The organism is Streptomyces albicerus (assembly GCF_008905045.1).
Taxonomy (GTDB): Bacteria; Actinomycetota; Actinomycetes; order Streptomycetales; family Streptomycetaceae; genus Streptomyces; species Streptomyces albicerus.
On sequence record NZ_VWMY01000002.1, the window covers coordinates 189,111 to 202,330 of the forward strand.

Annotated in this window: 13 protein-coding genes; 6 read left to right on the top strand and 7 right to left on the bottom strand. The window is 70.9% G+C overall.

Translation table 11 applies throughout. The features are described from left to right. Nucleotides 1-10: 10 nt before the first annotated feature. Together GAS53_RS02450 and GAS53_RS02455 are read left to right on the top strand one after the other, a co-directional pair. Nucleotides 11-358: a sodium:proton antiporter gene (locus GAS53_RS02450; protein WP_151475814.1), complete on the top strand. Its 348-nt coding sequence runs from the start codon at nucleotides 11-13 to the stop codon at nucleotides 356-358. Beyond that, entirely contained in the window at nucleotides 358-2,136 is a 1,779-nt protein-coding gene (locus GAS53_RS02455) for a complex I subunit 5 family protein (protein WP_151475709.1), read from the top strand. The genes GAS53_RS02450 and GAS53_RS02455 overlap by 1 nt, the downstream gene beginning before the upstream one ends. A gap of 81 nt (nucleotides 2,137-2,217) precedes the next feature. Here GAS53_RS02455 and GAS53_RS02460 read toward each other — a convergent pair whose 3' ends face one another. Next, on the bottom strand, nucleotides 2,218-2,868 hold the full coding sequence (locus tag GAS53_RS02460; protein ID WP_151475710.1) for a DUF4230 domain-containing protein: 651 nt from the start codon (nucleotides 2,866-2,868) through the stop codon (nucleotides 2,218-2,220). A gap of 193 nt (nucleotides 2,869-3,061) precedes the next feature. Next, nucleotides 3,062-4,987: a tetracycline resistance ribosomal protection protein Otr(A) gene (gene otr(A) / locus GAS53_RS02465; protein WP_225858670.1), complete on the bottom strand. Its 1,926-nt coding sequence runs from the start codon at nucleotides 4,985-4,987 to the stop codon at nucleotides 3,062-3,064. Nucleotides 4,988-5,236: 249 nt separating this feature from the next. Between otr(A) and tuf the strand changes: the two genes are divergently transcribed. Next, entirely contained in the window at nucleotides 5,237-6,430 is a 1,194-nt protein-coding gene (gene tuf, locus GAS53_RS02470; RefSeq protein ID WP_151475711.1) for an elongation factor Tu, read from the top strand. A gap of 10 nt (nucleotides 6,431-6,440) precedes the next feature. Here tuf and GAS53_RS02475 read toward each other — a convergent pair whose 3' ends face one another. Then, the gene (locus GAS53_RS02475; protein ID WP_225858672.1) at nucleotides 6,441-6,821 is read right to left on the bottom strand and encodes an anti-sigma factor antagonist; all 381 of its coding nucleotides are present in this window, start codon (nucleotides 6,819-6,821) and stop codon (nucleotides 6,441-6,443) included. 212 nt (nucleotides 6,822-7,033) lie between these two features. Further along, nucleotides 7,034-7,462, bottom strand: a complete 429-nt coding sequence (locus GAS53_RS02480) for a MarR family winged helix-turn-helix transcriptional regulator (protein ID WP_151475713.1) — start codon at nucleotides 7,460-7,462, stop codon at nucleotides 7,034-7,036. A gap of 105 nt (nucleotides 7,463-7,567) precedes the next feature. Between GAS53_RS02480 and GAS53_RS02485 the strand changes: the two genes are divergently transcribed. Next, nucleotides 7,568-9,025 (top strand): aldehyde dehydrogenase family protein, encoded by a 1,458-nt coding sequence (locus GAS53_RS02485; RefSeq protein ID WP_151475714.1) that lies wholly within the window; start codon nucleotides 7,568-7,570, stop codon nucleotides 9,023-9,025. Nucleotides 9,026-9,068: 43 nt separating this feature from the next. Then, nucleotides 9,069-10,178, top strand: a complete 1,110-nt coding sequence (locus tag GAS53_RS02490; RefSeq protein ID WP_151475715.1) for an NAD(P)-dependent alcohol dehydrogenase — start codon at nucleotides 9,069-9,071, stop codon at nucleotides 10,176-10,178. A 212-nt stretch (nucleotides 10,179-10,390) separates the two neighbouring features. Here the strand turns inward: GAS53_RS02490 and GAS53_RS02495 are convergent, their stop codons facing one another. Both GAS53_RS02495 and GAS53_RS02500 read right to left on the bottom strand, forming a co-directional pair. Beyond that, a complete protein-coding gene (locus tag GAS53_RS02495) occupies nucleotides 10,391-10,957 on the bottom strand; it encodes a TetR/AcrR family transcriptional regulator (RefSeq protein ID WP_151475716.1) in 567 nt (188 codons plus the stop codon). Continuing rightward, nucleotides 10,954-11,316 (bottom strand): DUF1304 domain-containing protein, encoded by a 363-nt coding sequence (locus GAS53_RS02500; RefSeq protein ID WP_151475717.1) that lies wholly within the window; start codon nucleotides 11,314-11,316, stop codon nucleotides 10,954-10,956. Before GAS53_RS02500 ends, GAS53_RS02495 begins: the two co-directional genes overlap by 4 nt. A gap of 145 nt (nucleotides 11,317-11,461) precedes the next feature. Between GAS53_RS02500 and GAS53_RS02505 the strand changes: the two genes are divergently transcribed. Next, nucleotides 11,462-11,944 carry a GNAT family N-acetyltransferase gene (locus GAS53_RS02505; protein ID WP_151475718.1) on the top strand — a complete coding sequence of 161 codons (483 nt, stop codon included), beginning with the start codon at nucleotides 11,462-11,464 and terminating at the stop codon, nucleotides 11,942-11,944. 3 nt (nucleotides 11,945-11,947) lie between these two features. Here GAS53_RS02505 and GAS53_RS02510 read toward each other — a convergent pair whose 3' ends face one another. Then, complete coding sequence (locus tag GAS53_RS02510; protein ID WP_225858673.1) at nucleotides 11,948-13,195, bottom strand: PucR family transcriptional regulator; 1,248 nt, start codon at nucleotides 13,193-13,195, stop codon at nucleotides 11,948-11,950. Nucleotides 13,196-13,220: the final 25 nt, after the last annotated feature.

Consider the following 13,220-nt stretch of genomic DNA (forward strand, 5'->3'; position numbering starts at 1 on the left):
GCCGACCGTGATGTCCGTACTGCCGTATCTGGTCGCGGTGTGGGTCTTCCTCGCCGGCTGCTACGGCCTCGCCACCAGCCGCAACCTCATCCATGCCGTGGGCTGCCTCACGGTCTGCCAGGCCGCCACCTACGTGCTGCTGATCGCCGTGGGCTACCGCGACGGCGCCACCGCGCCCGTCTACTCGGACATCGAGCCCGCCTCACGGCCCGTCGTGGACCCGGTCGTCCAGGCGCTGGCCCTGACCGACGTGGTCGTGGGCGCCACCGTCACCGCGCTGCTGCTCGCGCTCGTCCTGCAGATCTCCAAACGCCACGGCACGGTCGACCCGGACGAACTCTCCGAGCTGCGTGGCTGATGGACCACCCGAACCACCTGCTGCCGCTGCTCGTCGCCGTACCACTGCTCGGCGCCACCCTGCTGGTCGCCGGCGGCCGACGGCTCCCGCGCGCGGTGGCGGAGACAGCCGGTTGCGCCGTCTCCGCGGCCACCGCGGGCCTCGCGATCTTCCTCGTCCTGCAGTCCTCGCCGCCCATGGTCGAGTGGGTCGGCGACTGGGTGCCCCGCGACGGCGTGAGTGTGGGCATCATGCTGATCGGGGACGGGCCGGGGCTCGGCATGGCCGCGCTCGCCTCGCTGCTGACGCTGGCGGCACTGGCGTACTCCTGGCACTACTTCGACGAGCCGCCGCGCCGCCACGCGGGCTCCTTCCCGGCCCTGATGCTGCTCTTCCAGGGCGGCATGTGCGGCTTCGCGATCGCCGGTGACCTCTTCAACGCGTTCGTCTTCTTCGAGCTGATGAGCGTCGTGGCCTACGCGCTGACGGGCCACCGCGTCGAGGAGGCCAGGGCCGTGCAGGGGGCGCTGACCTTCGGGGTGGTCAACTCCCTCGGCGCGTACGCCATGTTGATGGGCATCGTGCTGCTGTACGCGCGCACCGGTGAGCTCGCCATGGCGCAGATCGGGCGGCGGCTCGACGAGGGCGGCCCGCCCGACGCGCTGGTCCTCGCCGCTTTCGTGCTCGTCCTGACCGGGCTGCTCGTGAAGGCCGCGGCCGTGCCCTTCCACTTCTGGCTGCCGGACGCGCACGCGGTCGCACCGACACCGGTGTGCATGCTGCTGTCCGGCGTGATGGTCGAACTCGGCGTCTACGGAACCTGGCGCGTGTACGGAGACGTCTTCTCGGGCCCGGGCGGCATCCCGGCGCCGGACCTGGAACGGGCGTTGATCGTCCTCGGCGCGCTGACCGCGGTGGTCGGGGCCGTGCTGTGCTGGTGTCAGCGGCACATCAAACGGCTGCTGGCGTACTCGACGGTCGCCCACATGGGGCTGTTCCTCATCGGCATCGGTGTGCTCAAGCCGGAGGGCGACGGCGGGGTCGCGCTCTACATCCTCGGCCACGCCGGAGTGAAGGCCGCCCTCTTCGCCTGCACGGGCATCCTCCTCGACCGGTACGGCAGCGTCGACGAGCACGCCCTGCACGGGCGCGCCCGGAAGCTGCGCGGCGTCGCCGCGCTCTTCGGAGCCGGCGCGCTGGGACTCGCCGGACTGCCGCCCTTCGGCACCGGACTGGGCAAGGCGCTCACCGAGGAAGCGGCGGGTCCTGCCCTGACCGTGCTGTTCGTGGCCGTGTCGACGGTGACGGCGGGCGCGGTGCTGCGGGTCGGCGCGCGCGTGTTCCTCGGCCTCGGGCCGAAACCCGAGGAGGACCCCTCGTACGAGCCGTACGAGACGACCGGCTCCGGCGAGCGACCCGAGACCCGGCGGCGGCTGAAGCGCGTACCGGACACCATGACGGCCGTCCCGGCGCTGCTGCTCGCCGCCGCGCTCGCCGTCGGAGTGGCCCCCGGCTTCGCCACCGTGGTGGACCACTCGGTCAGCGAGGCCGGATCCGGTGGGGCGTTCACCTCACCCCACTGGACCCCGGCCGGAGTGCTCCTCGGTCTCACCTCGACACTCCTGGCCGTGGGCCTCGCCGCGCTTGCCGTCACCCATCGGAAGGGACTGCCCGGCGAGGCCTGGACCGGACCGCTGCGACGGCTGCAGTCCGGGCACATCGGCGACTATGTGGCGTGGCTGCTCGCCGGGGCAGCCCTGCTCGGAGCGCTGGCCCTCCCCGGCATCGTCGCCGGCTGAGAGCCTGTGTCATAGCCCCGGCCGGGCGCACGGGCCATGACACAGGCTCTGAGGTCACTGGTCGAAGCGACCGGTCGAGGCTCACGCCCCGTAGGTCACGCGCACCTCCTTGAAGCCCAGGGAGCCCAGCAGTCCTTTGAGCATGCCGGTGGTGTTCTCCTCGGCGCGGGCGGTCAGTTCGCTGTCCTTCGCGGCGTCGCCGATGTGCCGGGCGGCCAGCCGCTGGACGGCCCGCTCGTCGTTCGGGTTGTCCGAGAAGATGTCGCCGAGCCGGTCGAGGAGACCGCGCTGCTTGGAGACGGCGTACGAGTGGTCGGGGTCGAGCGCGGGCTTGCCCAGGGCGGCGTGGGGGAGCCTGAGCGTGGCCGACGTGCGGTCGTCGTTGAGCGTCACGTCCTTGTCGCGGATCTTTCCGAGGTCGACATAGGCGTCCACGGTGCCCGCGCCCACGTACAGGGTGCGAGTGCCGCGAACCGCGTCCGGCAGGTACTTGGTGTCCTTCTCGAGATCCACCACCACCTGGAAGTTGCCCGAGGCGGCGTCGTAACGGCTGATGTCCTGGATGGACTTGAGGAGCGTGGGTCCCGACCGGTCGTGGGTGTCCTCGCGGAACACGTCGCGCAGTCCGGGCAGCAGGCTCAGCTGCAGCCCGGCGCCGAGCACCACCAGGACGAGTACGACCGCGCTGAGGATCTTCGCCCATCCGGGCAGGCGCTTCAGGGACGTCGTCATGTGGACCGTCCTCCTTCCCCCTTTCTAGTGCCCCTCAAATCCCTTGCCAGACCGCTTTGTTGACGGATTGGTTGACTGTGAAAGGACGTCGGTGGACGGCTGGCGCGGGGGCTGTTGCCCAAGGCGCGTCATGAGTACCGGGCGGTCGCGCAAGGCACCTTCCGGCCCTTTGTCCCCGGGCACCCCGGGAGCCTCACCGAGTCCGGGCCGCCTCACCCGGCAGCTGCCGAACCGGGCGATCCCCCGAAGGCCGAGACCACCACACGCCCTCTCCGTGCGTCAGTCCGGGCAGGCGCAGTTCGATGTCGCGGACGTGCCGGGCGGGGAGCTCACCGGTGACCAGCCACGAGGTGCGTCCTCCCGCGGTCTCCTTGAACTCCGATCCATATGCGGCGAGTTGGGCCGTGACGGGCGCGAACGCGTCGAGGGGAAGCTCGGTCTCGAACGAGTGGTACGGCTCGTACACCCGTGTTCCCGCGTGCTCCAAGGCGCGGCGCAGTACCACCGGCGTGAGCCCGCGGAAGTCGCCCGCCGTGCTGATCGGCGCGCAGAATCCGGAGCGGACGAGGGTGACCCGGCAGTCCGTCACCGGCCAGCCGTGCGGGCCCGCGTCGAGGAGCGTGGCGTGGACCGTGTCCTCGACGGCCTGGTGGAAGGCGCGGGGCAGGGCGCCGAGTTCGGTCTCGTACGCGAAGACGGCACCGGAGCCGCGCGGGCCCGGCTCGACGCGGAGCCCGATCGTCGCCCAGAACCCCGTGTGGCCGTGCCGCCGGATCTCCTCGTACGCCTCGCCGGTGCCCGCCGGGCGCTCCAGGTACCGGATCCGGCTCGGCTCGAACTCGGCCTCGATGCCGAAGTCCTGTGCGAGCGTGGCCGCGAGGACCTCCTTCTGCACTTCGCCGTAAAGGAGCAGTGCCGTGCTGCCGTCGGGCCCGGGCCGCGCGTGGATCAAAGGATCCTGGTCGGCGAGAGCGAGCAGCGCGGACCGCAGCGATGCCGCCCGGTCGGGCTGCCGCGCGCGGACCAGGGTTTCCAAGGTCGGGGCGGCGAACTGCGGGGCGCGGTCCGGGCTCTGGCCGAGGCGGTCGCCGACGCGGATGCCGGTCAGGCCGGTCACCGCGGCGATGTTGCCCGCGGTGAGCGATCCTGGCCGGCCCACCACATCGAGCCCGAGGGCCCGGCCGTACACCTGCGTCGTACGCCCGTCCGCCTCGCGCCGCAGGAACGTGAGTCGCTGACGCTGCGTCACCTCACCTTCGTACAGCCGGAGATAGGCAGTTCGCTCGCCGCCGGGTCCGGTGCGTACGGCGAAGACCGTGCCGCGCGGCTCTGCCGCCTCCGGCGTCTCCGTCGGCTGCGAAGGCGGGATCAACCGGGGCAGGGTCTCGACGAGTTCGGCGACACCCTGGCCGCCGAGTGCCGAACCGAAGAAGACGGGGTGCAGGGAGCCGTCGGCGGTCCGCGCGGCGAGTGCGGCCCGCAGCTCGTCCCGGGTCGGCGGCGGACCGTCCACGACCGCAGCGAGGATGCCGGGGTCGACCTCGGCCAGCGCCTCCGTCGTACGGGGCTCGTCGAGGGGGCGCGGCACGACGTGGGCGTGCGCGGTGCCGATGGCGCGTACGCCCGTGAGCTGGACGATGTGCGGGGTCAGCCTGCGCCGGATGTCGTCGAGCAGGCCCTCCTCCCGGGCGCCCGCGCGGTCGATCTTGTTGACGAAGACGAGCGTGGGCAGGCGAAGCCGCCGCAGGGTCTTCATCAGCACCCGGGTCTGCGCCTGCACGCCCTCCACGGCGGACAGCAGCAGCACCGCGCCGTCGAGGACCTCCAGGGCACGCTCGACCTCCGCGATGAAGTCGGAGTGCCCGGGGGTGTCGATGAGGTTGATCTGGACGTCCCCGGCGGTGAAGGCGGCGACGGCCGAGCGGATGGTGATCCCGCGCTGCCGCTCGATCGCGCCGTCGTCCGTACGGGTGTCGCCGGCGTCGACGCTGCCGAGCCGGTCGATGACGCCGGAGTCGAAGAGCAGCCGCTCGGTGAGGCTGGTCTTACCGGCGTCGACGTGCGCCAGGATGCCGATGTTCAGGGTGTTCGAGGCGTGCGGGGTGTTCAGGGAATGCATGCGTGGTCGAGTCCTCGAGAACTGTCGTCCGGTGGGGGCGAAGGGTTCCGAGGAAACGGCGCATTCCGTGCTCCTGAAGTTCGGGGGTCGGTACGGAGCCATCATGGCGCGTCGGCCGACGGCGGGCGCAACTGAATTTCCCGTGGACACGGGGTGCGAACGGCAGTACCGAATAGACGGAGAGAAACGCAGAGAACCGGACCAAGCGGAGCACGCTCACATCACCCGGGTGATCAGGAGGGGCTTGCAGTGGCCAAGGCGAAGTTCGAGCGGACCAAGCCGCATGTCAACATCGGCACCATCGGTCACATCGACCACGGCAAGACGACCCTCACGGCGGCCGTGACGAAGGTCTTGCACGACCGGTTCCCCGACCTCAACCCGTACACGCCGTTCGAGCAGATCGACAAGGCGCCCGAGGAGCGGCAGCGCGGCATCACGATCTCGATCGCCCATGTCGAGTACCAGACGGAGCGGCGGCACTACGCGCACGTCGACTGCCCGGGACACGCGGACTACATCAAGAACATGATCACGGGCGCGGCGCAGATGGACGGCGCGATCCTGGTGGTCGCCGCGACCGACGGCCCGATGCCGCAGACCAAGGAGCACGTCCTGCTCGCGCGGCAGGTCGGCGTCCCGTACATCGTGGTCGCGCTGAACAAGACGGACATGGTCGACGACGAGGAGATCCTCGAACTCGTCGAGCTCGAGGTGCGTGAGCTGCTCACGGAGTACGAGTTCCCGGGGGACGACGTCCCGGTGGTCAGGGTCTCGGCGCTCAAGGCGCTTGAGGGCGACGAGCGGTGGACCGCGTCCGTGCTCGAACTCCTCACCGCCGTCGACGAGTTCGTGCCCGAGCCCGTACGCGACGTCGACCAGCCGTTCCTGATGCCGATCGAGGACGTCTTCACCATCACGGGCCGCGGCACGGTCGTCACCGGCCGCATCGAGCGCGGTGTGCTGCACGTCAACCACGAGGTCGAGATCATCGGCATCCACGACCAGAAGACGAAGACGACGGTCACCGGCATCGAGATGTTCCGCAAACTGCTCGACGAGGGCCGGGCCGGCGAGAACGTCGGGCTCCTCCTGCGGGGCGTGAAGCGCGAGGAGGTCGAACGGGGGCAGGTCGTCATCAGGCCGGGCTCGGTCACCCCGCACACCGAGTTCGAGGCGAGGGCGTACATCCTGTCGAAGGACGAGGGCGGACGGCACACGCCCTTCTTCCACAACTACCGGCCGCAGTTCTACTTCCGCACCACGGACGTCACGGGAGTCGTCACGCTGCCCAAGGGCACCGAGATGGTCATGCCGGGCGACAACACGACCATGCACGTCGAGCTGATCCAGCCGATCGCGATGGAGGAAGGGCTGAAGTTCGCGATCCGGGAGGGCGGCCGAACGGTCGGCGCCGGTCAGGTCACCAAGATCCTCAAGTGAGCCGAAGAGGTCATAACGACTCGGAGGCGGCCTCGGGCTGTCCGAGGGCCTCGTCCATGCTCGACAGCGGAGGCATGACCTCGTCGAGCCCGGTCACCTGCAGGATGCGCAGCGTCAGCGGGTGGGTGCAGACCAGATGCAGTCGCCCGCCCTGGGCGAGGACCCGGCGGCGGGCCCGGTACAGCAGGCGCAGGCCCGAGCAGTCGAAGAACTCGATGTGCCGCAGATCGAGGACGACCTGCGCGGCCGGGTGTCCTGTCGCCGCGTCCAGGGCCGGGATGATGTCCAGCGCCGCGATGATGTCGATCTCGCCCTGGAACTCCAGAACGGTGTGCCCGCGGTCCTGGTGAACGCGGAGGTGGGGAGTGAGCGGCGCGGAGTCGCTGCGCACGACGACATCACCTCCAACCAGGTCACCGGGGGCCAGGGTGACGTCGTTCTGCGAGCGTAGACGCGGCACTGTGGGGCTGGAGGCCGCCAAAGCATTCCCCACCCTGCAAGTTACCCTCGTTGAGGTGAATTTCAGCATGTTCGATTGACATATGTCTTCGATTTGCGCGACGTGTCGCCCGCCGGATTCCCGGGTGGGGCCTTTGCCGGGATCTAGGACAGCGCCTGCCACGCCTTCGACAGTGCCTGCCGGAACTGGTCCGTCTGGTGTGCGGTGAGATCACGGACCATGCGCTCCTCCAGCTCCCGTACGGGCTCGGCGTGCCGCGCGAGCAGATCCCGGCCAGACTCGGTGAGGAGAATCAGCAGCTCGCGGCGGTTGCGGGGATTGCGCTCGCGGCGGACGAGACCGCGGGTCTCCAGGGCCCGGACCACGTCGGCCACGGACTGCGCTGTCACGAACGAGTCGCGCGCGAGCTGCGCCGCGGAGAGGCCGTCGTGCCGCTCCAGGACGGTGAGCGAGGTGTACTGCAGCGCTGTGATCCCCGTCGGCTTCAGCAACTCGTCGAGGTGCGACCGCACGACGAGTTCCACCTGCTTGACCATGTACAGGAGCGACGGGGGTGCCTTGGTGACGACCATGGGTTCAGCCTAGGGCATTGACAGGAAACCTGTCTGTAATGAGACTGCGAACCAACAGGAATCCTGTTTGTTGAAATCTTAGCGATCAAGGCTGAGGAGTGGGCAATGACGACCACCTTCGAGGGCGGGCCCGGGCAGCTGTTCATCGGTGGACAGTGGCTCGAGGCAGCCGACGGAGCGCGTACGGACGTGTTCGATCCGTCCACCGGCCAGGTGGTCACGACGGTCGCGGAGGCCTCGGCCGCCGACGTCGACGCCGCCGTTCGCGCCGCGCGGGAGGCGTTCGACAACGGGCCGTGGGCCAGGATGAGCGGACGCGAGCGCGGCCGGGTGCTGCACCGCGTCTCCGAGCTGATCCGGGAGAACGCCGACGAGCTCGCCGGCCTGGAGAGCCTCGACGTCGGCAAGCCGATCTCGCTGTGCGGCGCGGTGGACGTGCTGACCGCGGCCGACGAGTACGAGTACTGCGCGGCGCTCGCCCAGACGCTGGACGGGGCCACCCGCGACACCCCGATGAACGCCTTCGCGTACACGCGGCGCGGGCCGCTCGGTGTGGTCGCCGCGATCACGCCGTTCAACTTCCCGCTGATCCTGTCCAGTTCGAAGCTCGCCCCCGCGCTCGCGGCCGGCAACGTCGTGGTGCACAAGCCCGCCGACGAGACCCCGCTGAGCGCCCTCTACATGGCCCGGCTGCTCCAGAAGGCCGGTGTCCCGGACGGCGTCATCAACGTCGTGACCGGCGCGGGCCCGGTCGCCGGCGAGGCGCTCCTCAGGAACCCCGGCGTCGACAAGGTCGCCTTCACCGGGTCGACCGCCATCGGCCGGCACGCCGCGAGCGTGGCCGGCGAGGCGCTCAAGCCGGTCACGATGGAGCTGGGCGGCAACGCGGCCCACATCGTCTTCGAGGACGCCGACCTGGACAAGGCGGTCGGCGCCGTCATCAAGGGCTTCGTCTTCAACACCGGCCAGTTCTGCATGGGGGGCCCGCGCCTCCTGGTCGCCCGCCCGCTGTACGACACGTTGGTGGGTATCCTCGCCGACGCGGTCCCCGGTGTACCGATCGGCGATCCCCGGGACCCGGCGACCGTCATCGGGCCGATGGCCGGCGAGAAGCATCTGCGCAAGGTCGAGGAGTACGTGGCGCTGGCCCGCAAGGAGGGCGGCCGTGTCGTCTGCGGCGGCGAGCGTCTGGACCTGAACGGCGGCTTCTACTACAAGCCCACGGTCATCGCCGGCCTGTCGAACGACTCCCGTGTGGTCCAGGAGGAGATCTTCGGCCCGGTCCTCACCGTGCAGCCCTTCGACTCCGAGGACGAGGCCGTCGAGCTGGCCAACTCCACTCCGTACGGCCTGGCTTCCGGGCTGCAGACCACCGACCTGGCCCGCGCGCACCGCGTCGCCGACCGGCTCCAGGCGGGCATCGTGTGGGTCAACGACTGGGCGATGCTCGACCCCGCGGTGCCCTTCGGCGGAGTCAAGGCCTCCGGCTTCGGCCGCGAGTACGGGCCCGAGGCGCTCGCCTCCTACACCAAGGTCAAGTCCGTCGTCATCTCGCTCGACTGAGCGCCCCACCGCAGGCTCACCCTCACTCAAGGGAGTTCGCAGTATGTCCACCACCACTCGCGCGGCCGTGGTCGAGTCCGGGGGAGCGTCCTTCACCCTCTCCGACGTCGAGCTCGACGAGCCCCGCGCCCATGAAGCCCTGGTCCGTATCGTGGCCGCGGGCCTGTGCCACACGGACCTCGGAGTCGCGAGCGGCGGTCTGCCGTTCCCGCTGCCCGGCGTCCTGGGGCACGAGGGAGCCGGGATCGTCGAGGCCGTCGGCCCGGACGTCACCGGTGTCGAGCCCGGCGACCATGTCGTGCTGTCCTTCACCTCCTGCGGTTCCTGCCGCAACTGCCGCGATGGCCACCCGGCGTACTGCGCCGCCTGGCTGCCGCTGAACCTCCTCGGCGGCCGTCGCGCCGACGGCTCGGCCACCATCAGCCGGGACGGGACCCCGCTCGGCGGCCACTTCTTCGGCCAGTCCTCCTTCGCCGAGCGGGCGTTGGTGGACGAGCGCAGCCTCGTCAAGGTCGACAAGGACGTACCGCTGGAGTCCCTCGCACCCCTGGGCTGCGGCGTACAGACCGGCGTCGGCGCCGTCTGGAACGTGATCAAGCCCGAGGCGGGCAGCAGTCTCCTGGTCCTGGGTGCCGGAGCCGTCGGCCTGTCCGCCGTGATGGCCGCCCGCCTCACGCCCGCCACCACCATCATCGCCGTCGACAAGGTCGGCGAACGCCTGGCACTGGCCCGGGAGTTGGGCGCCACGCACACCGTCAACGCGGGCGAGGCCGATGTCGCCGAGGCGGTACTGGAGCTCACCGGCGGCCAGGGCGCCGACGGCGTCGTGGAGACCACGGGCAGCGTCGCCGTCCTGCGCAAGGGAGCCGACGCGCTCGCCCCGCGCGGCACCCTGGTCGTCGTCGGCGCCCCGCCGTTCGGCACCGAAGTCGCCCTGGACGTCAACGCGTTGCTCCCCGGCAGGCGGGTCGTCGGCCTGACCCTCGGCGACAGCGAGACCCAGACCGACATCCCCGCCCTGGTCCAACTGGTCCGCGACGGCCGCCTCCCCCTGGACCGCCTGATCGGCCACTACCCGTTCGCGGACATCGACCAGGCGGTACGAGACATGAGCGCGGGCAAGACAATCAAGCCGGTACTCACCTTCGGCTAGAGCGGGCACTACCTTCGCCTCTACCAGCGACGGCCACGACGGCGCCCCTTGAGGGGCGCGGGGAACTGCGCGACCAGCCACGACGGTCCCGCAGTCAAAGAACGACCCTCTGCCACCCCGCGCCCCACAACGACCTACCGCACTCGCAGAGCACGCTTCCCCACAGCCCGGCCGGTGTCGCCCAGCGCATCCGACCGGCTGCGACTGACGTCCTAGTGGGTAGCGTCCCATCGGGGGGCGTGCAGGGCCACGAGCAGACGCCACACCTTGTGCGCGATCTCCTCCGGGGAGCCTTCGATGAGCCCGTGCAACCAGTCGGCGAGGACGCCCGCGAAGGTCGCGGCGACGGCGGAGGCGACGAGGGGGGCCTCCGGGGCGCCGACGAGCTCGCGCTCGGCGAGGCTGCGGGCGCGCAGGTCCTGGTGGAGCACACGGCCGAGCGGTCCGCCGCCGCCCGGGCTCAACAGGGCGCGGTAGAGCGGGGCATGAGGGGGGAGGCCCGCGAAGAACGTGAGCAGCGCGGCAGGCGCCGACCTGGGGTCGGGCCGGCCCCGCCACGCGTGCAGGGCGTCCACGGCGTCGCGTACGACATCGGCGCAGGCGTCGACGGCCAGCGCCTCCAGGTCGGCGTAGTGCAGATAGAACGTGGCCCGGCCGACCCCGGCCGCCCGCACCAGCGCCGCGACGCTGACCTCCGCGAGCGGCCGCCGCGCGCACTCGTCGAGGAGGGCCCGGCGCAGCCTGGCCCGCGTGCGCTCGGCCCGGGGATCGGAGGTCACCGTGCGGCGAGGACGGCGGCGAGGGCGAGCGCGCCGGGCAGGGCCTGCGCGAACAGGATGCGACGGTTCGCGGTGACCGTCCCGTACACGCCCGCGACGATCACGCACACCAGGAAGAAGACCTGCGCGCGGAACCCCGTCGGGTCGTCGGCGACCAGTCCCCATACGAGGCCGGCCGCGAGGAATCCGTTGTAGAGCCCCTGGTTGGCGGCCAGCGCGGCGGTGGCCTTGGCCATCTCCGGGTCGAACCCGTGCAGCCCGCGCCCCGGCTTGCGCTCCCACAGGAACATCTCCAGAACCAGGATGTACGCGTGCAGGACGGCGACGAGGCCGACCAGCACGTTCGCGAGTGTCTGCATCGGGGTGAGCTCCTTCGGGGGTACTTCCTGGAAAGGTTTCCTGGACAGGTGTCCACCATACATGGACACCTGTCCAGGAAATCTCCCTGCGGCGATGCACACTGCCCGGCGGCCCTGTCAGACCCAGCCGCTAACGTCCTGTCCCATGAATGACCACCACGACCAGGCAGTCGTCCGCCCGGCCCGCCCCGAGGACATCCCCGCGCTCGTCGCCTCCAGCGCGGCCCTGTTCGCCGAGGACGCGGGCACGCGTGACGCGACCGTCGACGTCAACTGGCCGCACGTGCACGGCGCGGAGCGTTTCGCGTCGGGTCTGGACGACCCGGCGCGGCTGCTGCTCGTGGCCGAGCGCGCCGGCGAGGTCATAGGCCACCTCGCCGGCGAGGTCGCGGACGGCTCGGCCAGGCGCCCCGTGAAGATCGCCACTCTGCTCAGCATGTACGTGCGCCCGGCCCACCGCGGCACCCTGACCGGAGCGCGGCTCGTGGCGGACTTCCTCGACTGGGCGCGGAAACAGGGCGCCCAGCAGGCGGAGGTGACGGCGTACGCGGCCAACGCGGACGCGATCCGGTTCTACGAGCGCAACGGCTTCGGACCGCACACGCTCACCCTCGGCCAGTCGCTGTGACGCTCACCTTGCCCGGGCCGCCCTCCGGAGGTTGAGCGCCCGCAGGGCCAGCTGCATCTCGAACTGGGCGGTGGGGTCGTGGAGTCGCTCGCCGAACAGCTCGTCGAGCTGGCGCATGCGGTAGCGGACCGTCTGCGGATGCACGGCGAGGCGAGAGGCGACCTCGCTCGCGTTGTGGCCGCACTGCAGCCAGCTGAGGAGCGTCTCCGCGAGGCGCTGGCGCTGTGGCAGGCGGATGGCGTCCAGGGGGCGCAGATGCCGGTCGGCCATCGCCTCCACCAGAGCCTCGTCGCGGAACAGCAGCAGCGTCGCCAGGTGGTCCCGGCAGCGCACCATCTCCGTGTCCGGCAGCACGCCCCGCCGGGCCAGATCCAGTGCCTCGGCCGCCCACCGCAGCGACCTCGCCCCCTCTTGGAGCGGGACGCTCGGCCCCATGACGGCCCGTAACCCCTGGAGCGCCCCGGCGACGGCACGCGCCCGCCCGGGACCCTCCGGGTCGGGCACCACCAGCACGGCCGGCCGTACGTCGAACCGCGCCAGGAACTCCGGCGGCACGATGGGCCGCGCCGCCCCGGGCCGCGCCCCGTGGTCGATGACGACCACGGCCAGCGAGCGGGGCACGGGCCACTGCGCGGTGTGCGCGAGATCGGTGATGGCCGCGACCGACGCGGGCGGATCCACGATCAGCAGATCGATCAGCCGCGTACGCCGCTGCTGGAGCTCACCGGCCGCGTGCAGCCGCGCCTCCGTGTACCCCGCCGTCGTCGCGGCCGCCATCTCGTCGAGGTGCAGGAACAACGCCTCCCCGAACGCGGCCAGCACATGACGCGGCAGCAGATCGGCGTCGACCAGCGCGTTGATCCGACGCCACGCGACCCGTGCGCCGAGCCGCAGCGCCGACTGGAACGAGTCGAGACTGCGCCCCTCGTCCGCCTCGCCCCGGCCGATGCGCTGATACGTCGCCTTCACCGGCTCCCAGTCGGTGTCGGGCTTCGCCATCCGCTCCAGAAATCCCTGCAGTGCGTGCTCCACGCCCTGGTGCACGACGTGCATGTACGTGTCGTCCGTCGGCCGCGCGTACTCCGGGATCTCGGTTCTGATCGCCTGCACGACCTCGTCCGTGATGTCGGCGAAGTACGGTCTGAGCTGGTCGTGCAGGCCCGAAGGGAACGCCTTGAACGGGCCGCCCGTCTCCTCGGCCCTCGCTGTGGCGTTCGTGACCTCGCTCTCCAGAATGCGGAATCCGTTCACGCAGCGGCTCCTTCTGCGCACGTGA

What these genes read in the sequence shown, in the direction of transcription:
- GAS53_RS02485 (WP_151475714.1), top strand. Translation starts at nt 7,568, where the DNA reads ATGACGACCACCTTCGAGGGCGGGCCCGGGCAGCTGTTCATCGGTGGA.
- GAS53_RS02460 (WP_151475710.1), bottom strand. Translation starts at nt 2,868, where the DNA reads ATGACGACGTCCCTGAAGCGCCTGCCCGGATGGGCGAAGATCCTCAGC.
- GAS53_RS02455 (WP_151475709.1), top strand. Translation starts at nt 358, where the DNA reads ATGGACCACCCGAACCACCTGCTGCCGCTGCTCGTCGCCGTACCACTG.
- GAS53_RS02500 (WP_151475717.1), bottom strand. Translation starts at nt 11,316, where the DNA reads ATGCAGACACTCGCGAACGTGCTGGTCGGCCTCGTCGCCGTCCTGCAC.
- GAS53_RS02490 (WP_151475715.1), top strand. Translation starts at nt 9,069, where the DNA reads ATGTCCACCACCACTCGCGCGGCCGTGGTCGAGTCCGGGGGAGCGTCC.
- GAS53_RS02505 (WP_151475718.1), top strand. Translation starts at nt 11,462, where the DNA reads ATGAATGACCACCACGACCAGGCAGTCGTCCGCCCGGCCCGCCCCGAG.
- GAS53_RS02450 (WP_151475814.1), top strand. Translation starts at nt 11, where the DNA reads ATGTCCGTACTGCCGTATCTGGTCGCGGTGTGGGTCTTCCTCGCCGGC.
- GAS53_RS02480 (WP_151475713.1), bottom strand. Translation starts at nt 7,462, where the DNA reads ATGGTCGTCACCAAGGCACCCCCGTCGCTCCTGTACATGGTCAAGCAG.